The 23,565-nt window shown below is 40.0% G+C and carries 22 protein-coding genes and 2 pseudogenes; all 24 read left to right on the top strand.

The window, feature by feature from the left end:
• Window positions 1-269 precede the first annotated feature (269 nt).
• Entirely contained in the window at window positions 270-2,114 is a 1,845-nt protein-coding gene (locus N4310_RS01515) for an AAA family ATPase (RefSeq protein WP_262091809.1), read from the top strand.
• A gap of 67 nt (window positions 2,115-2,181) precedes the next feature.
• Window positions 2,182-2,535 carry a TrbC/VirB2 family protein gene (locus N4310_RS01510; protein ID WP_179925383.1) on the top strand — a complete coding sequence of 118 codons (354 nt, stop codon included), beginning with the start codon at window positions 2,182-2,184 and terminating at the stop codon, window positions 2,533-2,535.
• A 5-nt stretch (window positions 2,536-2,540) separates the two neighbouring features.
• Window positions 2,541-3,599, top strand: a complete 1,059-nt coding sequence (locus N4310_RS01505) for a hypothetical protein (RefSeq protein WP_262091808.1) — start codon at window positions 2,541-2,543, stop codon at window positions 3,597-3,599.
• Window positions 3,600-3,722: 123 nt separating this feature from the next.
• Complete coding sequence (locus N4310_RS01500) at window positions 3,723-3,956, top strand: hypothetical protein (protein ID WP_160332203.1); 234 nt, start codon at window positions 3,723-3,725, stop codon at window positions 3,954-3,956.
• Window positions 3,949-7,008: a VirD4-like conjugal transfer protein, CD1115 family gene (locus N4310_RS01495; protein ID WP_262091807.1), complete on the top strand. Its 3,060-nt coding sequence runs from the start codon at window positions 3,949-3,951 to the stop codon at window positions 7,006-7,008. Before N4310_RS01500 ends, N4310_RS01495 begins: the two co-directional genes overlap by 8 nt.
• A 158-nt stretch (window positions 7,009-7,166) precedes the next feature.
• A complete protein-coding gene (locus tag N4310_RS01490) occupies window positions 7,167-8,552 on the top strand; it encodes an ATP-binding protein (protein WP_262091806.1) in 1,386 nt (461 codons plus the stop codon).
• Between the two features lies 1 nt (window position 8,553).
• Complete coding sequence (locus N4310_RS01485) at window positions 8,554-9,039, top strand: hypothetical protein (protein WP_262091805.1); 486 nt, start codon at window positions 8,554-8,556, stop codon at window positions 9,037-9,039.
• A 109-nt stretch (window positions 9,040-9,148) separates the two neighbouring features.
• On the top strand, window positions 9,149-9,661 hold the full coding sequence (locus tag N4310_RS01480) for a hypothetical protein (RefSeq protein ID WP_262091804.1): 513 nt from the start codon (window positions 9,149-9,151) through the stop codon (window positions 9,659-9,661).
• Window positions 9,662-9,743: 82 nt separating this feature from the next.
• Complete coding sequence (locus tag N4310_RS01475) at window positions 9,744-11,951, top strand: pLS20_p028 family conjugation system transmembrane protein (protein WP_262091803.1); 2,208 nt, start codon at window positions 9,744-9,746, stop codon at window positions 11,949-11,951.
• Window positions 11,952-11,956: 5 nt separating this feature from the next.
• Window positions 11,957-12,238, top strand: coding sequence for a BRCT domain-containing protein (locus N4310_RS01470; RefSeq protein WP_179925388.1), 282 nt, complete (start codon window positions 11,957-11,959; stop codon window positions 12,236-12,238).
• An 86-nt stretch (window positions 12,239-12,324) separates the two neighbouring features.
• Window positions 12,325-12,630, top strand: a complete 306-nt coding sequence (locus N4310_RS01465; protein ID WP_262091802.1) for a DUF5592 family protein — start codon at window positions 12,325-12,327, stop codon at window positions 12,628-12,630.
• On the top strand, window positions 12,630-13,277 hold the full coding sequence (locus N4310_RS01460; protein ID WP_262091801.1) for a hypothetical protein: 648 nt from the start codon (window positions 12,630-12,632) through the stop codon (window positions 13,275-13,277). Before N4310_RS01465 ends, N4310_RS01460 begins: the two co-directional genes overlap by 1 nt.
• Window positions 13,278-13,287: 10 nt before the next feature.
• A complete protein-coding gene (locus N4310_RS01455) occupies window positions 13,288-15,237 on the top strand; it encodes a virulence factor (RefSeq protein WP_262091800.1) in 1,950 nt (649 codons plus the stop codon).
• Between the two features lie 15 nt (window positions 15,238-15,252).
• Window positions 15,253-15,501 carry a hypothetical protein gene (locus tag N4310_RS01450; RefSeq protein WP_262091799.1) on the top strand — a complete coding sequence of 83 codons (249 nt, stop codon included), beginning with the start codon at window positions 15,253-15,255 and terminating at the stop codon, window positions 15,499-15,501.
• 10 nt (window positions 15,502-15,511) lie between these two features.
• The gene (locus N4310_RS01445) at window positions 15,512-17,119 is read left to right on the top strand and encodes a phage tail tip lysozyme (RefSeq protein ID WP_262091798.1); all 1,608 of its coding nucleotides are present in this window, start codon (window positions 15,512-15,514) and stop codon (window positions 17,117-17,119) included.
• A 10-nt stretch (window positions 17,120-17,129) separates the two neighbouring features.
• A complete protein-coding gene (locus tag N4310_RS01440; protein ID WP_262091797.1) occupies window positions 17,130-17,786 on the top strand; it encodes a hypothetical protein in 657 nt (218 codons plus the stop codon).
• Window positions 17,783-18,466 carry a hypothetical protein gene (locus N4310_RS01435; protein ID WP_262091796.1) on the top strand — a complete coding sequence of 228 codons (684 nt, stop codon included), beginning with the start codon at window positions 17,783-17,785 and terminating at the stop codon, window positions 18,464-18,466. Before N4310_RS01440 ends, N4310_RS01435 begins: the two co-directional genes overlap by 4 nt.
• A gap of 126 nt (window positions 18,467-18,592) precedes the next feature.
• Complete coding sequence (locus tag N4310_RS01430) at window positions 18,593-18,850, top strand: hypothetical protein (protein ID WP_262091795.1); 258 nt, start codon at window positions 18,593-18,595, stop codon at window positions 18,848-18,850.
• 5 nt (window positions 18,851-18,855) lie between these two features.
• A complete protein-coding gene (locus N4310_RS01425) occupies window positions 18,856-19,173 on the top strand; it encodes a hypothetical protein (RefSeq protein ID WP_262091794.1) in 318 nt (105 codons plus the stop codon).
• A gap of 11 nt (window positions 19,174-19,184) precedes the next feature.
• The gene (locus N4310_RS01420; protein WP_262091793.1) at window positions 19,185-19,778 is read left to right on the top strand and encodes a hypothetical protein; all 594 of its coding nucleotides are present in this window, start codon (window positions 19,185-19,187) and stop codon (window positions 19,776-19,778) included.
• Between the two features lie 125 nt (window positions 19,779-19,903).
• Window positions 19,904-21,244, top strand: a complete 1,341-nt coding sequence (locus N4310_RS01415; RefSeq protein ID WP_262091792.1) for an ISLre2 family transposase — start codon at window positions 19,904-19,906, stop codon at window positions 21,242-21,244.
• A gap of 37 nt (window positions 21,245-21,281) precedes the next feature.
• Window positions 21,282-21,437 (top strand): hypothetical protein, encoded by a 156-nt coding sequence (locus N4310_RS01410; protein ID WP_262091791.1) that lies wholly within the window; start codon window positions 21,282-21,284, stop codon window positions 21,435-21,437.
• A 284-nt stretch (window positions 21,438-21,721) separates the two neighbouring features.
• A pseudogene (locus N4310_RS01405) lies at window positions 21,722-22,558 on the top strand (SDR family oxidoreductase).
• Window positions 22,559-22,562: 4 nt separating this feature from the next.
• A pseudogene (locus N4310_RS01400) lies at window positions 22,563-23,258 on the top strand (DsbA family oxidoreductase).
• Window positions 23,259-23,565: the final 307 nt, after the last annotated feature.

Below are 23,565 nucleotides of genomic sequence, written 5' to 3'. Positions count from 1 at the left end.
TTGCCATTGTTTTTTGGCAATTTCTGATGATTTTTTAGCTATTTACACGGAGTTGTTTGAGGTATGAATAATTTGGGGTACAGTGTGTTGAACAGCACACAAAGCCCTATTCATTAGCCCAACAAATAGAAGAACAGAGAAGTCTGTTTCAGGAGAAAAAGAAAGGATTGAATCCTTAAAAGAGTGCTCGTGAGAGCCTCTTTTTTCATGCCCTTTACAAGAGATTTTGAAAGTATTTCTTATGATGGAACTATTAAAGGAGGACAGAGATGAAAGAAATGAAACAGGTAACACCATTTTTAGAGAAGTATACGGATAATCTATCCGAGAAAGTTGCTAAAAAGTCTGAAGATTATCAGGTTTACGGTCGAGAAAAAGAGATCCAGGCTGTTCAAATCTCCTTGCTCAGACGAAGTAAGAATAATCCGATTTTGGTAGGAGAAGCAGGTGTTGGAAAGACTGCGATTGTTGAAGGGCTGGCCTTGGCCATTTTAAGAGGTGAGGTTGCTCCTCGGTTGAGGAATTTAACGGTTCGATCATTGGAGTTGTCCAGTTTGATGTCAGAAGCTGATGGGGGCTTTATTGTGAAGTTTAAAAAGATTATTGAGGAGATGATTGAAACGAGAGGTGAGAATCTTCTCTTTATTGATGAGCTTCATACAATTGTGGGCGCTGGCGGTCAAGAAGGTCAGGCGCTGGATGCCGGGAATGTTATTAAGCCTGCCTTAGCCCGGGGAGATATTCAGTTGATTGGAGCTACAACACTCGATGAATTTCATGAGTATGTTGAAACGGATCGAGCGCTTGAGAGACGGATGCAGCCTGTGATGGTGGCAGAGCCAACAATTCCTCAAGCCATTGAAATTTTAAAGCAGGCAAAATTCATTTATGAGAACTTTCATCAGGTAAAGATTAGTGATGAGGCAGTGAAACAGGCGGTGATTCTCTCGGTTCGCTATCTGACCGATCGTTTTTTACCGGATAAGGCCTTTGATCTGATTGATGAGGCAGCAACCACTGCTTCAACTGAAAATCTGAATCTGATTACGGAACGAGAGATTGCACAAGTGATTAAGGATAAAACAGGAATCCCGGTGACCACGATTTTAAAAGCCGATCGAGAACGGCTAGCAGGTTTAAAAACAAAGATTATGGAGCGGGTCAAGGGACAGGATGAGGCCGTGGATACAGTGATTGATGCGGTTACGATTGCCCAGGCAGGGCTACAGGATGAAAACAAGCCGATCTCTTCTTTTCTCTTTTTGGGATCGACTGGTGTTGGAAAGACTGAGTTAGCCAAAGCTTTGGCAGAGGGACTTTTTGATGATGAGGCTGCCATGATTCGTTTTGATATGTCTGAGTATAAGCAGAAAGAGGATGCCACAAAATTAATAGGAGATCGAAAAACAGGGACTAAGGGCTTATTGACAGAGGGAGTTAAACGGAAGCCATACTGTGTGCTATTGATCGATGAGATTGAGAAGGCGAACGGGGAGGTTGTAGACCTGTTTCTCCAGGTTCTTGATGATGGACGCTTGACGGATTCTTCAGGGCGATTGGTGAGCTTTAAGAATACGATTGTTGTGATTACGACCAATATCGGAGCACAAAAAATTATCAAACAGTATGAACTGAAGGGCAGTTTTAAAGATTTAACAGCCAGGGATCGGAAACAGTTTGAGAAAAGCATGGGAACAGAATTAAGAACAGAGTTCCGACCTGAATTTCTGAACCGAATTGAGCATAAGCTGATTTTTAATATGCTGGATGAGATGGTTGGGAAGGAAATTATTAGGAAGAACCTTTTAAAAATGAGAGAAAGAATGGCCAAGAAGGATCTCCTGTTTTCTTATTCGCCTGAGCTAGTCGATTATTTGTCAGATGTGGGAACGGATGTAGAGAATGGGGCACGGCCTTTGGAGCGGATTATCAAACAGAAGATTTTAGCCCCGATAGCCAAAATGAGCCTTGATTTAGAAGACAATGGCTCGGCTTACCGTATCTATGCCTGGATCGATGGAGAAGCCCCTGATGAATACCATCGGATTGATCAGCGAGAGATTCGTTTTGATATTCAGTCTGATGATTTATTTTTAAATGAATCAGTGATGTGACCCTTTATAAGCGTTTCGCTTATGATTCTGTATACTGCTACTGTCAAAGAAAAAAAGGAGGACATTTATGAAATATCATTTGACAAATCCGTTTAAGAAGGTAAAAGAAAAGCTAGACTTTGTGGCAATACCCTTTGCTACTTTTCTAGCTTCAGTACTTCCTACATCGGTGTCTGCGGACGATCCCTTTGCAAAGGTAAATACTTTATCCAATCAAGGAGTTACAAAATTCCAGGGAATTGCTATCGGTATCTTTTCACTCGCTCTGGTTGTGACAGGACTTATTTACGGCTTTGGCGGTCGTGAAATTAGAGCTAAGATTAAAGAGTATTGGTGGGCAATTGCGCTTGCAGTTGTGGTAGTATTTGCTGGAGTAAGTATAATAACGTGGCTCGCTGGTTTTGTGAAGGGATCGGGGTAATCTAGATGAACTTTCCCTTATTAAAAAAATCGAGACCCTTGATCAGTGATGATCTATTTCTTGAAATAAGCTGGCTGGATGGTAAGTCTCCGGAAGATGATTCGGAACTTTTACGGGTTATTGAAGAGTTAGATCAGAGATACCTGGAAATTTTTGATCATGCAATTGAAGAAACGCTCCCTTGCCTAACCTTTCATCAAGCAGAAGTTCTATTTTCAGAGCTTAGAGAGGTTTATGGACAGTACCAATTCAAAAAGGTTGCGATTGCCCACCTAAAAGGGAAGGAAGTCATAACGGAGGGTGAAGTCTTTGCGAGTCCCCTAGTTATTGATAGTCACTATCAGAATATTTTAATTCCCTTTATTCAGTCCATTTTGACTCATCCAGATTTTGAAGGCTATAGTTATCAAGAAAAGCGGGAATACTTTGAGAATCAGGTTTATCCAGTCTATAAGCAGAGTCTCGATTTATTGGATTCTTCGCTTCCAATTTTTCCAGTTGAAGGTGAGGAAATTTCAAGGATTTCTGTCCAACTAATAACAGAGCAGCCTTCTTCAGTCGCAGAGGCAGCAATTCCATCGCTCAAAAAAGTTTATCTTCTACTGAGTATCCTGGGTTTATTAGCGGGGACTGGTTTTGGATTATCTGCCTGGACGATGAGTCACTTGTCGCAGAAAACAGAGCAACTCAACTATCTCTATAAAGAATTAAAGGATTTAAAGACAACTCTTTCAACTGAAAATGAAGTGGATGTTTTTAGTCGATACTTCTTAACCAGCTATTATTCTGGCAACAAGGAGGTATTGGTTGACTTTCTTTCAGACGGAGACGCTAAATACACCGCTCCGCAAGAAGGGCGCTTACAGTCAGTTTTGTTGGAGAAAATCGACTATGATTCGGACAAGGATGAATATGAGGTGACATATGTTTTATCTTTGAAACAGGAAGATAAGCTGGCTAGTCTGCGCCAAACCTTTTCGATTCAGAAAAAGGATTCCGCAAAATACGGCTATATCATTGTTCGAGAACCTAAAGAAACAGAATATTTGAAATCTGAAGATTAGTTGAAAAGCAGCAGGTGAAGGACTTGCTGCTTTTTTGTACATATCCTTTAGCTGTACCTTTAGAAACTATTTGAGGATTATTTTGTAGACTAAGGGAGAAATACGCATCAGAAAGGATACAGTATGGATAGTCTACAAGATCATTTTATTGACGATCTGCTGGCAGATTCTTTGCAGGCAGCTAGTTATTTAAGACAGATGAGTTGTTGCCATCTACAGGTTTTTACCTATGATTGCCAGCAATGGATGGGGAATTACCTCAAGAGATACTGGGCGGCTTCCCCAGAAATTCAATTACAAATCTTTTTGTTTTCGGGATTCTCTGCTCCTAGGAGGGAGGTAGAACAGATTGATTGATTTACTTGAAATATCGCTTTATATACTCATGCAGTTGTCCAAGAAAAACACGGTCTTATTTATCATCCTACTAAGTTTAGTGAGCTATTTGGGATATAGGGGCTTAAAAATTGGATGGCCGTCTATTCATAGATTCAGCAAATTTCTAGTTGCAGCTGCTAGAGATCCAAGGAAGATTCTCATTCGATTGAAAAGTTTGAAGAAAGTAGAGACTTGGCGGAAGATTTTATTATGGCTACCAACTTATATCGGTCTGTGGTTAGGAAACCTCCTTTTTCGTCTAGTTTATGCCTTGCCTTTCATAGGCCGTGAGCGGAAACGGTTTAATAAAGAAGTCAAACCGATTCTAGCTTTTAAAACCTTCCGGAGCTTTATTTACATGGGGTTTGGCTTTAGCTTCCTTGCCTTTTTATTGACAAGCTATTTAGTGACCGTTCTTCGATCGATTATTCCTTATCTCTATTTTATGATTTTATCCATTAAGGATCAAAGCCTCTATAGAGCCTTTGATTGGACGAGTTTGTTGATCCAAAATCTTTTGAATGCACGGGTCTTTGTCCTGGCTCCAATTCTAGCTTTTCCAATTTTTACTTTAGGTTTAATCGCTGCTTGGAGATCCGCTTGGATTAATTTTGAGCAGTATCGTGATTACAATCATAATGAGGAAGGAGACGATCGCTTTGCGACTACTAAAGAGATCCATCAGCAGTACAAGAAAGTCCCAAACAAGAGACTGACTTATCCAGGTGATGGTGGGGTGCCTGTTCTACATGAAACGAGGAAAAATTTAGCTGGTGTAACCTTAGCTTCTCAGATGAAGTGGCAGAATCGAACAGTTGGTAGGTATATCTATCAGGCACAGAGGATCTTAGGAAATTTAGGACAAGTATCTGGGGATTACTATATAGAAGATGCTACCGTCAATCTTTTGGATATTGGGATCACCCGATCTGGTAAAGGGGAAAGCCGTGTAGCTCCAATTATCGATATTAATAGTCGAGCAGAAAAGCAGCCTTCGATGGTTATTCAGGATCCCAAGGGAGAGCACTATCAAGCTTCTTACAAAACCATGCGTAAACGGGGCTATGATGTGGAGGTTTTGTCCTTCCAGAATATGGATTGGTCAATGTCCTACAATCCCTTAGAGTTAGCGATTGCGGCCGCCAAAAGGGGATATTATGAAAAGGCTCAGACTCGTGTCAATGCCGTTGCAGAAGCGATTTTCCCGCAGCCAAAAGGAGGAGGGAAAGGGAACTCAGAATACTTCCGTAAGTCTTCGATTTCCTTGTTTAATGCCTTGACTATGGCACTCATAGATAGAGCTAATGAAACCTTTCAAAATGGTGAGGAGGATGCCTGGGACACCATTACCATCCACAATATTGCTAAATTTTTGGCCAATTTGGGATCAGAGGATGTCTTTGTAGATAGTGATGGGGAAATCGTCGAAAACCCAGAAAAAGGACAGAGTGTCTGGAAGAAGTCTAAACTAACCGTTTATTTTGATAATCTCCGCAAAGTCAATCAAAAGCAGTTTTCTAAATTTAGACAGATGGCAGATATGGAATTCCGAGCTTCGGATTTTGGAGGCGATGAGACAAAAGGAAATGTCTACTCCAGCATGATGACAGGAATCAACCTATTCCTTCAAGACAATGTGGCCAAGTTGACTTCTAAAAATTCTATTGATTTGGAATCGGTGGGATTTCCAAGGCGCTTATCGGTCAAGCTTCGTTCTAGTCGGAACCGCTTGATGGAGAATGAGTTTACCCATAAAACCGCTAGAATTACCATTAAAGATGCTAGAAACGGTAAAGTCTATGTTCAAAATGCGACAGCCTTAATTGATGCGGAAGGTTATCTGACTTACTGTATTGCTCCTAAATTGCCTAATCAATTTGTGTTCTTGATCGATTTTGATCATGACAATAATGGGACTTCAGCTATTCGTTCTGTAGAAGTTCAATTTTCAGCTGAAAAAATCTATGGGGGAGTTGATTCTTATACAGGTAAGCCGGATCTCAAGGGGGTCAACATCAGGATTGATGAAGCAAGTCAGTCTCTGATCCAGGAGCAGGATGTGGAGTTGATTTACTCAGACAATCCAAAAATCATTTATTTAGTGACTCCCCCAAATAGAACCGAGTACAATTCGATTGTTTCGCTCTTCCTAGATCAGTTGTTCAATGCCAATTATGAGCTGGCCTTATCGAATGGCCGCAAATGTATCAATCGGATTCTCCATGTCCTAGATGAGTTTACAAACATGCCAGCCGTTCCGAACATGGATACTAAAATTTCAATTGGTCTTGGCCAGAATATCTTGTATTATCTCTGGATTCAAAATTTAGAGCAGCTGGTGGCTGAGTACGGTGAGAACGTAGCTAAAACGATTCAGGATAACTGTTCACTTCAGGGCTATATTAAGTCCACGTCACAAGAAACCAATGAACGTTTCAGCAAGCGCCTAGGTAGTCGAACCATTACTCGGAGAAGACGTTCCAGCAATATTCTCGATGAAGCCAATCCAAATGTCTCAGTCGATCATGTACGACAAGAATTGTTGACTCCTACACAACTGGCCAAACTCCAAGAGGGAGAGGCCGTGATTCTACGAGGAGTCAAAGGACGGAATAATCAAGGTCAGAAGGTAACGACTGATCCAATTTTCCTTCATGACAAGACAAGCCTACCTTACAGATACATGTTCCTACAAGAGGAGTTTGACCAGTCTATGACCTTGGCAGATATTCCAGTTGAAAGTGAACACCGCAATTTGAATTTACAAGATGTGGCTATCGATGGTGAAGGAGCCTTTAGAAACCTGATTGACTGGCGGCATCGCTTCAATGTCGGCCTCGGTAGCAATACAGGAGAGAGTCCAAAATTAGCAGGTCGAGGCAGGACTCAGATTCAAGGGCAGCCCCAAGCAGTCCAGTCGACTGAAGAATTATTTGAAGCCGTAGTAGCTAGTGTAATTGGCGGTGATGCTTTACCTGGTTATGAGGACAACTTCCTAGACGATGATTTCTTCGTGGATGATGTGATGTAGTTGTCGTTGACAGAACTGAGCAGAGGATTCAACTCTGTTCAGTTTTTTTGATGAAGTATTTTAAAATTCCCCTATGTTTTTACATATGGAGCTAAAAGTGTGTTAAAGTGTGTTAAAATTATTAGTAAAGGAATAATGATTGAAGGTGAGTGAGAATAATGCAGGCAAATTATAAAAATATCGGTTTAATAGCGGATGCAGAAATAGAGTTAAACGGTATTACTGTTATTGCTGCACCGAATAATTCTGGTAAGAGTTCATTATCTAAAACATTGTATATGTTTTTAGAGACATTAAATAGTTTTCAAGAGGAGTATACTCTTTTTAGAGATGCGATTATTGACGATAGCCTAACACTATTTTTTAGGTTTTTAAATCGAAAAATTGATTATGAAACAAGGAAAAAATTGATTGGAGAATTTCATAAAAGAGTTGAAATAAATGGGATAGACAATATATTAGAGGTAGAATTGGATGAAGAGACGGAATCTGTTCATTCATATTTTGGTCTAGCAGCGTGGTTTAATAGAGATTCAAGTTTTTCATTATATTTGAAGGAAAATATCGAAATTTTAAAAGATATTTGTTACGAATTTGAGATAGAATCTGAGGGTATAGATTTGATAGAAGATACTCTATCTTATTTTGAACATTCACCGGAAAAACAGATGGAATTAGTCCTTGGATCTAAAGTGCGGTCATATTTTGATGATGATTTGATTTCTCGTAATGTTGAAGGTGCAGGTCACTTTTCTTTATCTGATAATCAATCTGAATTTAAAAATCTTATTCTTCAGTCTTCATTTGATAAGAGTAGCAGAATCACCGATTTAATGTTTCAGACCAGATTATATGAGTTTAGAGAAGTATTATATATAGATTCTTTTATAGATTTAGAAAATTATAGCTATCGCCAATACTATAGTAATATAGCTTCGAGGGGTGATGTTAGAGGAAAATCAGCTACTACTTTTCGAAATCTCATTGAATCCAGAGAAAATGTTAATCCTTTGAGACCAGATATTAAAATTCAAGAGGAATTGTTACTAGATATTAATCAAATAATTGAAGGATCTGTTGAACGTAGTAATGAAAACATTGTTTATACAAGAAATCATCAACAATTTAGTTTAAAAAATACTGCAACAGGTATAAAGATATTTGGTGTTTTACAGTTGTTGCTTAGAAATTATCAGATGACTTCCGACTTGTTTTTGATTATAGATGAACCAGAAACGAATTTACATCCTGTGTGGCAAGTAAAATTGGCAGAAATCATTGTTCTCCTTAATAAAAGATTAGGAACTCGCTTTATGATTAATTCACATAGCTCTAATTTTATTGAAGGTATAAAATTGTATAGTGAATTATATGATTGTGAACATCAAGTTGAATTCTATTTGATTAATCCATTGGAGAAGAAAAATCACTCTGTTAGAAAAGTTACAACGAATATTCAATTGGCATACAATCAATTAAACGGTTCTCTTGATTTATTAGATGATGTATCAGAAAGAATCTTAAATAAGAATAGGGAGAGATGATATGCTGACAATTGAAAATTCACAAGTTAAAACACTCCGAGAATTATCTCATGATCCAGATAATTCTCGGTATTTAGTTCAGTGTGCACATCCGGGGTATGATCTAGATGGATTTGCACAGGCAGTAAAAAATTTTTCTTGTACAGCTGATGCAATAGTTGATTCCAGTTTATCAGATAATTGTGAGTATTTGAATGTGATCGAGTTTAAGTCGGGAAAAATAACATCCAGGAATATCAAACTCAAGGCTTTAGAGTCAATCTCTGTCTATGCTAATTTACGGGGGATAACTAATTATGAGGTTCTAAATGAAAATAAGAGATTTCTTTTGGTATATAATAGTAATTCTAAACGGAATAGACAGTTGAAAGCTAGAGAAACCATAAAGATTTTAAGAGATGATGTTCTTTTGACAAAAATATATAGATACATAGGTTATTGTTCCGAAATAGAATTTGATGAGAATCCAGATTATTATTTAAAATGACTCTTATAGTGTAAAGTTATATAACTAGTTGGCTGTTTTATTGTGTGATCTTTAATTTTTCAGAATGTATCAGCTATAATAAGATTAGGAACTTAAAAGGAGAAATATTATGAAATTAGGGAAGGCTGCTCGTCTAGTTGTTTGTAGTATGGTTATTTTCTTACTATCAGCATGTGGCGCAAAGTCACCAGAAGATCTTGAAAAAAATGTGTTGAAAGATAGCTATACAGGATATTCGCAAGAATCTGGTTATGAATATCCATTTAATCATGGTGGGGATACGCTAGTTTTTGATAAATCCCAAAAGCTGATAACAAACAGTCGAAATCAAAGTACAAAATATGCAGTTCTATCGGAAGAACAAGTAAAGAAGATTCCTCCTACCTATAGGGGTGCTCTAGTTGATCTTGAAGATGAGTTGAAAGAAACAGATAATTTTACAATTGCCATCGATGTGGATGATAAGACAAATTTAGAGAATGCATATGCTTATTATCAGGTGGTATTGAATAATGATGGTGAAAATATCCGAGTTATAGAACTTCGTCGAGGTTACAAAGAAGACGATGCGTACTTCGATTTTTCAGGTGTAGCTGATGAAAATAAAAAGTCTCAGAAATGAGGCTTTTTTGTTGCCCTTTAAAAAAGATTTGGAAATTATTCCTTATGATGGAGTCATCAAATAGAAAGTAGAGGATTCTATCATGAGGTATGGCACCTTTTCAGACTTAATGCATGAGGTAGAAAAGCTTGACGGCGATATAACTGGAGATAACGCTGTAAAACTAGCTGAGTTTTATTCCTATTGGATCAATTATTTAGAACCAGTAACAGCATATTGGTCTTATTTAAATTATTTACCAGGAGGGATTGCCAAGGTTTTTTATCAAATCACAGTTAGCTTAGAACATGTGTTTAATAATATGTTCAAGTTGTTTGGCTTATTTGGCTATCTGGGGAATAATGAGACCTTGATTGGTCAATTTTACCACTGGTTTCAAGTGCTTGGAACCAGTATATTTACCCTTGTACTCATTATTTCTGCTTTACTTGGAGTTTTCACAAAGCCCGTTAAGTATAAAAATGTAATCACGAATTTCTTACTAGTCACCTTTATGACAACGGCTTTGCCTTTGGGGTTGACGACTATTACATCAGCTATTGCTCAGGATGCTCGAGCCATTCAAACCATGGCTTCGGGCAAGGAAGATTACTCGTCTTTAGCCATCCAGCCTATGAAAAATAATGTCGTCGATTTAAAAATTCTGGTAGACAATGATTTTTCAACAGAGCTATTCCCTTTAGACGATTATGGCTATATCAAACCCATTCAAGAAGGATCAACTCCTGTCAATAGTATTACAGATGATCCAAAACAAAGAGATACGACTGACTTTGTGACGAAAATTGATTTTGCGGCTACTTACGGAGCTGCTAATAGCGAAGTCCTGAAGGATATGGAGACGGATTTTAAAGAGAAATACGGTTTAAAAGGAATAAAAGGTTTGTTTCTTCATAAGTTAGATGCGAATCAGACAGGAGTTGAGACCATTGAAGAGCATCGGTTTGCGAAGGGGTTAAATGCATTGGAACCCGTTTACATGAGATACAAGGTCAACTGGATTGGCATGTTTATACAGTATGGTATTCTGATGATTCTTTTAGGTACCATGGCCTTTAAATTTGTTAAGTCGGTTTTCGATATTATCATTCAGGCTATGATTTCTCCCATTGTCGGTTATAGCTCCGTTTCCAAGTCAACTAAGTACAAAGAGTTGTTGCGGACAATTGGTGGTGCTTTGGGTGGAATTTTATTTGAAGTCATCATTATTCGTATAGTGTTAGAGATTTGCCGAGACTTGCCGACTCTATCGGTATCTGCTATTACCAAACTATCAGGTGGCTTCTTTGATGGGCTAAATATGTGGGAACAGGTATTATCGGCTTCTTTAGTCTATCTAGGCTTGTTCTATGCGACTATGCAAGGAATTGCCATGGTCGAACGTTGGTTGGGTGTGTCTACAGCTCAAAGCGATTCAGCTCAACAATTGATGAGTTCTGTGATGGCTGGAAATGCGCTTTTCAATGGCGCTCGTGGATTTGGGCATGGTGCTCTGGCTGCAGCTGGTATGGGTGCTAATCTTGCAGGGGCAGTACCTGGATTTGTAGCTGGAGGAAGTCGGGTTATCGGAAACAGTCTAGCCGCTACAGGTGGAGGTATTCGAGGTTTTGGTGATGCTGTGAAAGATCAAGGCTTTGTGAATACTGCAACTGGCGGGTTAAGTAATATGGTTAATCTGGCCGATGCGATGGGTCAAGATGCAGTTGGAAAAGTTAAGGATTTTGCTGGAGGGGTCGCAGACAATCTGAGTCAGAAAGAACAGGCTGGCCATGATGCAACCTATAACGCTTTTAAAAATCCGGATGCTATTCCTAAAGCTGGTTTTAATTCGAGGATGAGTGCCAATGCTGATTATGGTTTGAATCGCTCCGGTCATTATGGAGGGGAACCGCTCTTCTCTGATTCTGCTTCTGGTACGGGTTCATCTTTAGGGACAGATAGTAGTTCATCCGGTGGAGGAATCACAGATCCTACCTTGGCGGCAACAGATCTTTCAGCTCCTGATTTTACAGGTATTAGTGATCCTAGTCCTGTAGGTGCTGGAAATTATTCCAATGCGAGCGCTCCGAACCTTTATCCGGAGACAAGTCTAGATGCTCTATCACCAAGCCAAGCATCTTCTATTCCTAATGAGGGCTCTCGGGTTGATCCTCTAGGTGCTCCTAGTGAACACCTCAGACAATCTGGCCAAGAATTCCAGGCAATGAACCAACAGATGAATCAAGCGGTTCAACAGATGCCAAATCAAAGTCCATTACAAGGTCTAGGATTTGATGAAGATGAGGGGTAGAGAGAATGGATTTTAAAGATAAGATAGTTGTTATTACGGGAAGTCTGCGGCCGCTTAGTCGTAAGGATGCTATTCGTTTGCTTGAAGCTAGGGGTGCGATTGTACATACTTATATTTCAGCGGCTACAAATATTTTAATCACAGGTCACCGCCAATTGGATCTCTTTCAACCAGAGAAGCGATCCAAGAAGTATCAGGCAGCTATGCGAAGGATAGCAGAGGGGCAAGTGATTGAAATTGTGACGCAGGATCGATTTTTTCAGTTAGTAAAGGAGTCTCAGAGATGAGACTTCTTTTTTTGCAGTGAAGTGACTCTTTACAAGAGATATTGGTTTTATTTTTTACCATAGAGGCAAAAGAATAGGGGGGTCTTATGGATGAGAAATATGGCGTCCCGAGAGACATCTATGCTCGGGTCAAAATTATTGGATTGTTTATGGTCGATCTTGTCTTTGTGGGAGGTTCAGGTGTTATGGCTTTGTCCTTTGCATTGAAGGTATTTCCACCGAGTCAGTGGGCTCAAATGCTGCTTTTTATCATTTTGAGTCCGATTCTGAGTCTGTACCTGATTCTTCCAACCAATGGCGGGAAGAAGAATTGGAATAGTATGTACTTGTTTTTTAGACGGCGGCGCAAACGCTATGTCAGTTTGAATTATATTCGAGGAGGGAAATCATAATGGCTATTCGAAAAGCTGAAAAACCGGTTGAAGACAAAAAGCCCTTGGGAAGGCTAGCGGAGCGAAAAGGCTATTCTGAGTCTTATTTTGACTTAAATTCCTGCATTGATTTATTGGATGTAAAAGCGATTATTCCCAACCAACAGGCCTATATCCAACTGGTGGATCTTGGTTATATACAATTAATGGAAATTCCAGGGAAAGATTTAGGATCCCTGTCTTGGAATGAGGTGATGCGTACCATTCAAAATTTTGAAAAGTGGCTCTCTGATTTTAATACAGATATTCAGATTGAGACGACAACCTTACCAACCAATACAGCTCCCCAGATTACCGATTTACGGCATCACTTGAGCTTGGTTCGGGAGGAAAAGGCTAAGCTGTCTGTAGATAGCCGCAGGTACTTTCAGCTACAAGATCGAGAGGACTTGTTACTCAATCAAATTCGTGTTGAAGAGAGCATCCAGCAGGAAATTTACAATACAGAATTTATCTTGTGGCTGTTTGCGCCTACAACGATGGAGCTAGATGATCTGGTTCGGAAGGCTAAAACTTATGGGAATAATGATTTTGTCCCTCAAGAAATTGGATACGACAAGAAGGTACAAATTATGAAGCAGTACAACAACATGAACGAGAAGGTATAGGAGGTAGAAGATGCCTAGTTTATCAAAAAGAAAACAACGGAAGCTCAGATCTCAGGGCTATGATTTAGCTTTTTTGAGTCAGATTCAACCACAAGGCAATATTGATTTCCGGAAAAATGATCGTTACTGGATTAGTGGAGATGGCTATCATACAGTTCTTCATTTTTACGAATATCCTTCTAAAGATCTGGATCGCTTTTGGTTGTCGGAACTATTATTGATTCCAGGAACCAGAGCCTTCTTGTCTCTTTATCGGGAAAATAATCGGGTCTTGGCTCAGGAAATTGCGGATTCGATTGAAGAAAAGTCTACTCGAATTACTGGGAATAGCAAGATCGCCAATAACCAGAAAGAACTTGATGAAATCCGAGACTTGGAACTTCTCAACCGAGAAATTGACAAGAAGAATATTGCCATGCTAGGGATGTATGTTCGAGTGTTTCTATCGGCTTCTACAGAGAGTGAGTTATTTAGAAAAGTCGATGAGGTTAAGGATAAGACTTCTAACTTCAAGTCAACAATTCTTGCAGGGGAGCTGGATTTTGAATACCATTCTCCCTTCATTCCAGCTAAATACCAGATTGATCTGCCAAACAGTCGCAGGGGGATTCCTGTTCCTGCCCATGATGTGGCAGGGGGTTATTTTTTTAACCATACCAAGCTCGAGGATCAGCGAGGGGTCTATCTTGGTTGGACTCCCACCAAGGGAGCGGTCAACTTTAATTTCTTAGAGCGGAATGACCGGCGGACTCGTTCCTTTATGATTTTATCGGGGAACCCCAAAATGGGACAGCGATCATTTTTGTTAAAGCATACAGATGGTCTTTACGCTAAAGGGCAGTTTATTCGGAATTTTGATGCCAACGGGACTTTCTTAGATCAGACTCGGCAACAACATGGCTTGATTTTGGATTTATCAGGAGAAGCTAACCGCATCAATATTTTTCAAGTATTTCCAACAGTCACTAACGAAGACGGGACAGAGGTCGATAAGAAAAAATCCTATAACCTGCATACGCAAAAATTGAAGAGTATTTTTAAGCTCTTGAATGAGGATGTTAGCGGCGATGATTTAACCACTTTTGGAACCCTCTTAAATGATTTTTATATCTCAGAGGGGCTATGGGCTCGTAATCCGAAATTGCACCCTGAAAGACTCAAGGCGACTGATCTGGTCAATGAAGAGTATCCGATTCTGTCTGATTTTGTCTTGTATGTAGATGACTATCGTCGGCAGCTGGAACAGAAGAAGAGTTCCAATGAATCGGAATTAGCTTCGGTCAAACGAATCTACAATACTTTTAACGAACTTCTGACGACGCATGCGGATATTTTTGAAGGGACAACGGAGTTTCAAGATATTACTTCAGAACAAGTGGTTACTTTTGATTTTTCGGGCTTGAAGGGAACGCCGCAGCTTTTAAATGCTCAAATCTTTTCTGTGCTCTCTCTAGTATCGGCAGATATTGTCAACAATGGAAAACGTTGTAAACAATTGATGAAAGAGAACCCCTCTCTATCTGAGATGGATATGCAGCACTACATTGTAAACATCAGTGAAGCTCAGACCTTGATTAATCCTAAGTATGAAAGCAGTGTGGAGCTTTTAGCGGATATTATCGATTCTATGGGGGATAACTTTGCAGGTGTCGTTCTATCTGTGAACTCGCTTCGAGGGATTCTTTTTGAGGGAGGTCAAGGCAGTCATAAGGATCCTTATGTGACAGCTGTTCAACGTATTTTTGGCTTGATGCAGTACCGTGTCTTTGCCCAAACAGATGAAACCAGTATCCCTTTGTTGGCTCAAGCCCTGGCAGGATCCATGAATCAGTCAGAATTGGAAACTTTGCCACGTTTGATTAAGGGGCAGTTGTTTTTGAATATTGCTGGGGTGGGGAACCTGGTTTTCAACCAGCAGTTGTTAGCACCAGAACTAGGCCGCTACGGTGGGATTCAATAAGGAAAGGAAATCATCATGTCACGTAATATTTTTGGATTTGTTGGAAGAACAGTAGCTTCTGTTAAGAGTGGGATTGCTATTCGGAAAGCTGTCATGGAGAAAGAAAAGGCCTATTTTGCCTCTGAAGAATCTGATCCGGAACGCTTAGAGGCACAAAAACAAAGAGATCAAGAGTTTATCCAATCTCTGAAAAAGCTAGGGGTTGCTGTTCTTGTTTTTCTAGTTTTTTACGCTATTTTAAGAACGATTTTGAATCTTTGGTGAGGATTGAACGATGAAAAAATGGTTAGCTAGTCTCTCTGTTTTTATCGTTATTCTTTGGATGGGGGTTACTCTCCTGGCTGGTATTTTTGGAGCTATTTCGGGAGATCAGGATGCCGATTGTTCAGCAGCTGCTACTAGTTCTGGCACTGCTGCTCAAGCTCCAGAAGGAACCAGTGTGACAGAAGATCAACTGGTAGTCGCTAAAAAGATTCAAGCGGTCGCTTTAGAATATGGCCTCGATGAAAATAAGGCCTATGGGGCGATTGGAAATGCGGAACAAGAAAGTTCTTTGATGCCGCCTTTTGTGGAGCTGAATCACCTTTGGAGTTACTGGGCGAATGCCAATAGTGTTGAGGATGCTGTGAGAGAGATTCAGAAACATGGTACCAAGGCGGAGGCCTTGTTTGTGAACGGATTTAATTCGGTGATTGCTGCTTATGGAGGCGGCCTTAGTGATGAAGGTTACCGAGGTGGTTCCCCTGATGGCAGTCACTGGGTTGGTTTTGGTATCTGGCAATGGACTGGTTACAACGGGGTTATGCCCTATTTTGATTGGGCAGATGCCAATAAGAAAACGAAAGCAGATATTGATAGCATTCTTCTCTTTGCTTTTTCGGATAGCAGCGAATTTTTCAAGCCTTACACAGCCGAAGGTGACTATTATTACAAGCGATTGGAAAAAATTAAGGCCATGCCTGCAGCTAGTTCGCCAGCCGAAGGAGCTGCCATTTGGCTCAATCACTATGAGTATGCTGGACAAGCTCCAGGCGGAGGTGGTTTGGTTCATCTGGATCAGCGGCAACAATATGCGACAAACTGGGCTGTTCGCCTTGGTAAGGAGAAGGTGGACACGGACTATGGGAAATCGATTATTAGCCAGGCCAATACTATGTCGGCTCAGAAAAATTCTGAAAAGAATGCGAATAACTGTGGGAAATCCTCCTCCTCTGCCAAAGGTAAAGGTGGGCACCCCTATAACCATGATTACTATTGGACAGCAGCTTTTCGGACTTACAACAAAGCTCGGACGATAGCGGCTGCAAACTTTGGATTCAGTACGCACAATGGGATTGATGTTGTAGCAGATTGGGGAATTGCTTTCTCACCGAAAGGGGAAAAGGGGGAGATCTTTTCAGTTTACAACGGAACTGTTGTTGGTAAGAGTCCTGGTTTTGGCCAAATCCTGATTAAAAGTGAACCTGCCGATACTGGATTGGATAAACCGGTAGTCCTCGAGTATACCCATCTATTGATTGATGGAGCTTATGGCAATGTCCAGATTGGCGATAAGATTGAGGCGGGTCAACGAATCGGCACAGAAGGGGATACAGGTTCCCCAGGACTCACTCATTTACATTTCGGGGTTCTAAATGCGGATGCGGTAGCCAATGGTGTTAACTTGTGGACTGGGATTAACTTGGATGAAAAGAACTATGGTGGCAGCGTTGATGATCCAATTATTGATCCAGGGCTTGTCTTGGAAGGAATTGAGGTTGGTTGGTTTGATACAGCTGCGCCCAATTACCTAGGAGATGAATTTATTCAACCGAATCCATTACAAATTCGTGTAGACGGCACAACCAAAGAAGATCCTAGACTCTCAGGGAAAGGGAAGTAAGGAGGAGACAATGACCCAAAAAAGGGATAAACAGATTGGGGCAGTTGCTGCTTTAGCAATACTAACGATTATTCTATTTACTATTTATCAAGGCTTTAATAAGGATAAGCAGAATATGGAGAATCAGTTACTGGGGGAAAAGGCAGCGATTGTAACCTTGGACACTAAGAAAAATAAGGATGAAACCTTGCTAAAAGCTATTCAAAATGGCCAAACTCTAAAGAATTATGAAGAATTAGAAAACCGGAAAAAGACGGTTTTTGAAGAGTATTTCAAGTTATCGAAAGAGCTATTGGCAGCTGAAAAAGAGAAGCAGGCGAAAGAAGTCGAGAAACTGAGAGAAAAGATTGATGATGTCATGGTATTAGGGGAGAGTCGGGAACTCTTCCTTTACCGTGGATCTGATTGGAAAATGGTTCTCAACCGTCAGATTCCTGACTTTACCTTCACAGTACAAGCAGCTGATAGTATTAGTATTGTTGATGGGGAGGGAAGAACCGTACTTCTCATGAAGGTCTGGTACAATGAGGAGGCGAATAAATTTCAATTGTTGTCTATGGTCAAGACTTTGGAATGGTTGGCGCCGACGGATGTCTTTGTACCAGGATCAGGAGAGGTTGGTGTCCTTTCTTCAAGTGAACAAGGGAAGGATGGTGATAATCAATGAGAAAACCGATTGAACTAGAGATCATTTTACGGTCGATCATTGTAGTTTTATTGACAGCTCTTCTTGTCTTGGTGCCTTTAACGGCATCTGTATCTAAAAGCCTGATTTCAACAAACCTAGAACTAGAGTCTACCCGTAAACTCAAGGAGAAGAAGGAAGAAGAGACTCGAAGACTTGGCCAAGAACTGGCCAGGGAACAGGAAAAACTTGTCCAGGACTTTCTAGGCTTTCCTCTCAGCGAGCTTAAACAGGATGAACAGATTGTGACCGACTATCTCAACACAATCTTCTCCTGGAAAAATGGTCAAGAGTATGATGAGCAAAGAGAGGTTTTGGAAGCAGGCGCTGCCAAGGGAAGTGAGGAGCTACTCAAGGTCATTATGCCGCCTAACTATCGGGTTCCTGTTCCCAAGGAACTAGTCGGAAAAATTAAGGACAATGATATTGATATTAATGGCCTCAAATCAAAATTGGTTCAAACTCAATTAGAACGGCTTTCTTGGTCAAAATCAGCAGCAGCCGAGGTGACCTATGTAGCTATGATTACCTATCAGGTCTATGTCAATGAAGCAGATCTATCTGGCGACTATCGAACAACTCGTGATATGGTCTTTACTCTTACGGTATCCGGCGATTCGGATCGAAAAGTGACAGAAGTTCAGTATGGATTTGTTCAGTAGATGTATTGAAAAAGGGACGATAAGTTGTATAATTTATTGTCTCTTTTTAATTGACTTAAAAGGTGATTTATAGGATAATTAGAGTATATAAGTTATATAACTTTTTTATTTGAAAAGAGGCAAATGATGAGCGTGAAAGCCAAAGCGAGTCAACCAGGTGTAAGAAAGTTGAGGGGGAGAAGAAAACAGGCGACTCCTATTTCTCCCGAAGTGTATGAAAAAAAGCAGCGTTATCCGTTTGCGCTGCACTATGATGTTCGCTATGAGAAATTAGAGGATTTGGTGGCTTTTTATGGAGCCAAGTCAGCATCTGAGTATTTGGAGAATCTCATTGTCCGAGAGTGGGATAAGATGCAACGGAAAATGAAATTAAAGGGGGATTAGATACCATGTTTAGAATTTATTCTGGAATACTTTTACTGATGTTCCTGGCGGTTGTTTCTGGAATCGCAACAGTTGTCTTTTTCTTCCAATGGATCGGGATCAGCATGGCTTTCTTGCTGGTTCTAGGATTATTGGCCATGTACTTTATGCCAGCCTTAGTGCTTCCGATTGCGTTACTGGCTATAGGTGTTCATTTTACAGGTGACTTTTCTTTTGTCGCAGATTTTCTATCCCTTTTGATTGGTCTTTTCTGGATGCTGATGGTTTATATGGCCTATTGCTTGGTGAAAGAGTGGATTAAGGAGTGGAAAGAGGAACGCTAAGGAGGATGTTTTTGATTATTAGGTTTTTGTTATGTAAGATTTGTTTACCCGTTGCTATCATTTTGATGTTAACGGTAGCAAAGCTACATCTTGATATTTTGTTTTATGATGTTTTAGGATTAACCTATGCTGGATCCACAATTTTTGAAACAGTAATAATTGTAGTATGTTTATATTTTTATAAGCATGGGATTACAGAGTATACTGTCTTTTCGGAAAAATTTCGTAAAAAAAGCCTTTTTTCTTATATACAGTTTCAATTTATAGAGTTTCCAGCTTTCTTAAAAAAGTATGCATTTTTCAATATTATTCTATTGATGAGTTATTTTCCTTTAAAGAAGTTGCTCGATTCTATTATTATATGGATTAATAGAATACTTCCTGCTAATGGTGACTTTGATCTATTAACATTCTTGGATATAAATGGTTTTGCTTATACGATGTTGCTCAATTTAGCTATAGAGATTAATATAGCTCATCTTGATAATTCAGATGTTTTAAAATTTAATGTAACTTTTTTGTATGTGCTGTTTTTTGTTATATGGGTTCTTGCATATATAAATAAAATTGATTTTGATATTGCAGATGATAAAAGTAAAAAATAAGATAAATCATAGTCTCTCTTAGAGTCTTGTCCTCAGGATAAGGCTCTTTTATCTTTTCAAAAAGATTGATATTGTTTTACGAATATCAAAGGTATGGGTGTTAATTTAGTCGAATCTGCAAAAATTTGTCAGATTCCAGGAAAGTTTCTATACTGACTTTTGAAAGGAGAATGATTGTGCTGAACGAAAGAGAATTATTAGTAGACTATAATGAAGAAGCGAGGAGAGCCTTTTTAAGGAAAATTGAGGAATATGATGAAAAGGTGGAGTTAAGTTTATTAGCTCAAGGTTATACCTTGAAAAATCGAATCCAACGAACTGTCGTCTTTTTAGTTGGAGAGATTACCTTCTATCGAAATCGTTGGTATAGGAACGGTGAGGTTTATGTTCCGGTGGACGAGTGGCTAGGATTGGATAAGTATGATCGATTCTCCAAAGAAGTTGAGCTTACGATATTGGATTTATCCCTGCGGATGAGTTACCAGCAGGTTACTGAGATTTTATCGACTATGTATAGCTTGTCTATTTCTAGCTATAGTGTTTTTTCTACATTGCAAAGGGCAGGAGAGCTACTGGAACATCAAAGAGATTTTATGAGTTTGTCTTGTATAAAAGAAAAGGATTTGAAGCCTATCGATGTTCTGTACCTCGAGGGAGATGATGTGTTAGTCAAAACAAGTGAAGGGAAGAATGTTTATCTGCATCATTACATCGTTCACTGTGGGTGTAAGCAATTAAGTGAGAATCGCTTTTGTCTGGTTGAGAAAAAAGAGTTTGTAGGCTTATCCATCTCAAAGGTTCGAGAAGAGATGTTGTCCTATATTCAACGAACCTACAAAATAACAGAAGGGACTCTTCTTATTACAAACTCTGACGGCGGTGTAGGTTATAGTTATAGGAGTTTTTGTAATATCGCCCGTGCTTTGAAGATCAAAAATCATGAGTATTTTTGGGACGAGTTTCATATTTTACGAGAAATCAAAAGAGCAACTAGTCTGTATCCAGATCATGCGCCTCTGTTTTTCAAAGCTATTTATCATCATGATAGAGATAAGTTGAGAGTAGCTCTAGATACCTTGGAATCCTGTCTGCAGACCGATAAAGAAAGAGAGTCTTTCCAAGTGTTTTCCAAGAGGTTGAGGAGAGATTTTATTCATACGAAACCTTGTGATCTGAGAGGAATTTCAAAAGGAGGGATTGGAGTTATTGAATCGAATCATCGAAAGCTGACCTATCGTATGAAAAATCGAGGTATGTATTGGTCTGATGTGGGAGCAGAGACTATTGCGAAATTGATCATTCTAGAAAAACAGGGAGAGTTAAGAGAACTGATTTTTGGTGATTGGCGGAAGGAGTTTGAAGAATTTGAGGAGTTGAACAATACAGTTGATTGGAGATTTTCTCACAAAAGCGTTCCTAAAACCTACGAACTTGTTGGTAAATTACATGTGAATTTGAAATTTTAACAACAAATTATATGTAAATTTGAAAACTAGGAAAAATTTGACAGATTTTACTTTTTGTGCTTTAATGAAGATTTTTGCAAAAAGTGTTGACATTGTAGCTAAAGATGGTATAATATTATTAACGAAAACAAAGAAAAAAGCGAAGCGCTGGAACGCTCCGCTAAAATCAAACAAAAACGGTACTTTTGCTTGATTCATAAGATATTCTACAGTAAATATTGGTAGAAGTCAAGTGACTGAGCAAGGTGAAATGATTCTTTGTTCAGTTTTATTTTGAAAAAACAGCGTTTTCAAAAATGCTCTCTTCAGATTTTTGCATTTCTCAAAATTCCAAACACATACAGGGATTCCACACAACTTGACAAAGAACCGAAAAAGTATTATGGGGACCTCTAAAAACCCCAGTTTTTCTTCAAATTTAATCACTCAAACCTTGATAAATCAACATTTAGATTTTCAGAAATTTAGTTTTTAGAGGTGCCCTTATTTGTGACCGGTGCTTCTAAAGGAATCGGTTTGGAAGTGGCGGTTGCTGCTTTGGAAAAAGACTATCGTGTTATCGCGACTTCGCGAAATGCAGTAACCTTACGGGATCAGGTTTTGGCGCGTGTGCCGGAAGCTGGGACTGATTTCCTAGCCTTGGAAATGGCCTTCACAGAGGACAGTATAAAAGCGGCTGTGAAGCAAGCCTTGGATCAGTTTGGGCGTATTGATATCTTGGTCAACAATGCGGGCTATGGTATTTTTGGAGCCTTGGAAGAATTTTCACTTGAAGAGGTACGCAAAAATTTTGATGTCAATGTCTTTGGTCTCTTAGCCTTGACCCAGGCTGTCTTGCCAGGCATGCGGGAGCAGAAATCAGGCCATATTATCAACCTAGCCTAGATTTCAGGCTCTGTGACTGGGCCGGTTCAGGGAATTTATTCAGCAACCAAGGCTTCCGTCATTATGATGAGCGAAGCATTACAAGCAGAGGTGGAGCCGTTTGGGATTCAAGTAACAGCGGTTAACCCAACGGGAATTCGCACAGATTTCTTGGATGCGTCTTCCATTCGTCGTCCGGAGAAAGAAATTAAGGATTACGAGATTGTTCAAGCAACCATGAGTGACCTAGCCCGACTCAACCATAACCAGGGTGGGGATCCAACTTACCTGGCTCAGGCTATTCTGGAATTAGCTGCCATGAAAAAGGCTCCCGACCGTCTCTATGCAGGTTCCGGTGCCCTAGCAGCTATGCAATATAAAATTACGGAAGTTGTTCAAGAAATCAATGACTTTAGAGAGCTGAGTCAAAGCGTTGACCGAAAGGACTAGTCAGATGAAAATCGAAGTATGGTCAGATGTCTATTGCCCCTTCTGCTACATTGCAGAAGCCCGTTTGGAGAAGACCTTGGCCAAGTACCAAAAGGGAGATCAAGTCGAACTTGTCTTCCGCTCGTTTGAGTTGGATCCAAGTCTCCCTGTAGACCAGTCTTATCCAGCTCGTGACTACCTAGCCCGTAAATACCAACTCACAGATGAGCAAGCCCAGGCGCAACTGGATGCCATTACCAATCTTGCTAAGGAGGAGGGGTTGGACTTCCGTTTTGACCAGGCCTGGATCCCTAATAGTCGTAAAAGTCATGCCCTACTCCACTTAGCAACTGAGCAAGGTCTGGGGCGGGAGATGGCCCAGCTCCTGTTCCAGGCGCACTTTACACGAGGCTTGGATTTGGGGCAAGATGCAGTTTTGAAAAAACTGGCTTAAGAACTGGGCTTGGGGGAGAATACCGCCGCAGAAGCCTTGGAATCTCAGACCTATCAGAAGCGGATTGAGGCTGACCAGGAGGCAGGCCTAGCCTTGGGAATCCAGGCAGTTCCCTTTTTCCTGTTTGATGGTCGCTTTTCGATTTCGGGCGCCCAAGCTCAAGAAGTTTTTGCAGAAGCCTTGGAAAAAGCTTTTGGTTTAGAAACGGAGCCAGTAAGTCTGGGATCATCGGAGATGACCTGTGGACTAAATGGTTGCTCTATTTAAGAGGATATGTTGAGTCGGGGACTTTCCTAGCCTCTTTTTGCTTTGGATAAGTGATAGAGTTGGACATTAAAACGTGAGATCAAAGTTCCATATACAACACCCAAATAAGAAAAAAGACTAGCCAAATCCCTTGGGACACAAGGAGTTAGCTGGTCTTTGTCTATTTTTAGCTGATAAAGTCGTGGGGGATAGGACTGCTTTTTTAGAATTGACTTCAAGCATGATATAATCCCGAGTTTATCACTTTATGTTATAATCAAACTAACTCAATCGCTTGATAGAACTGGATTTTTTTGAAATTTCCAGC

This window comes from Streptococcus danieliae (assembly GCF_025447695.1).
GTDB classification, from domain to species: Bacteria; Bacillota; Bacilli; order Lactobacillales; family Streptococcaceae; genus Streptococcus; species Streptococcus danieliae.
This window is presented reverse-complemented; position numbering and strand designations above follow the sequence as displayed.

Coding starts and splice junctions, on each gene's coding strand:
- N4310_RS01470 (WP_179925388.1), top strand. CDS start 11,957: ATGGATTTTAAAGATAAGATAGTTGTTATTACGGGAAGTCTGCGGCCG.
- N4310_RS01440 (WP_262091797.1), top strand. CDS start 17,130: ATGACCCAAAAAAGGGATAAACAGATTGGGGCAGTTGCTGCTTTAGCA.
- N4310_RS01435 (WP_262091796.1), top strand. CDS start 17,783: ATGAGAAAACCGATTGAACTAGAGATCATTTTACGGTCGATCATTGTA.
- N4310_RS01445 (WP_262091798.1), top strand. CDS start 15,512: ATGAAAAAATGGTTAGCTAGTCTCTCTGTTTTTATCGTTATTCTTTGG.
- N4310_RS01430 (WP_262091795.1), top strand. CDS start 18,593: ATGAGCGTGAAAGCCAAAGCGAGTCAACCAGGTGTAAGAAAGTTGAGG.
- N4310_RS01480 (WP_262091804.1), top strand. CDS start 9,149: ATGAAATTAGGGAAGGCTGCTCGTCTAGTTGTTTGTAGTATGGTTATT.
- N4310_RS01425 (WP_262091794.1), top strand. CDS start 18,856: ATGTTTAGAATTTATTCTGGAATACTTTTACTGATGTTCCTGGCGGTT.
- N4310_RS01455 (WP_262091800.1), top strand. CDS start 13,288: ATGCCTAGTTTATCAAAAAGAAAACAACGGAAGCTCAGATCTCAGGGC.
- N4310_RS01505 (WP_262091808.1), top strand. CDS start 2,541: ATGAACTTTCCCTTATTAAAAAAATCGAGACCCTTGATCAGTGATGAT.
- N4310_RS01450 (WP_262091799.1), top strand. CDS start 15,253: ATGTCACGTAATATTTTTGGATTTGTTGGAAGAACAGTAGCTTCTGTT.
- N4310_RS01490 (WP_262091806.1), top strand. CDS start 7,167: ATGCAGGCAAATTATAAAAATATCGGTTTAATAGCGGATGCAGAAATA.
- N4310_RS01515 (WP_262091809.1), top strand. CDS start 270: ATGAAAGAAATGAAACAGGTAACACCATTTTTAGAGAAGTATACGGAT.
- N4310_RS01465 (WP_262091802.1), top strand. CDS start 12,325: ATGGATGAGAAATATGGCGTCCCGAGAGACATCTATGCTCGGGTCAAA.
- N4310_RS01500 (WP_160332203.1), top strand. CDS start 3,723: ATGGATAGTCTACAAGATCATTTTATTGACGATCTGCTGGCAGATTCT.
- N4310_RS01485 (WP_262091805.1), top strand. CDS start 8,554: ATGCTGACAATTGAAAATTCACAAGTTAAAACACTCCGAGAATTATCT.
- N4310_RS01510 (WP_179925383.1), top strand. CDS start 2,182: ATGAAATATCATTTGACAAATCCGTTTAAGAAGGTAAAAGAAAAGCTA.
- N4310_RS01475 (WP_262091803.1), top strand. CDS start 9,744: ATGAGGTATGGCACCTTTTCAGACTTAATGCATGAGGTAGAAAAGCTT.
- N4310_RS01460 (WP_262091801.1), top strand. CDS start 12,630: ATGGCTATTCGAAAAGCTGAAAAACCGGTTGAAGACAAAAAGCCCTTG.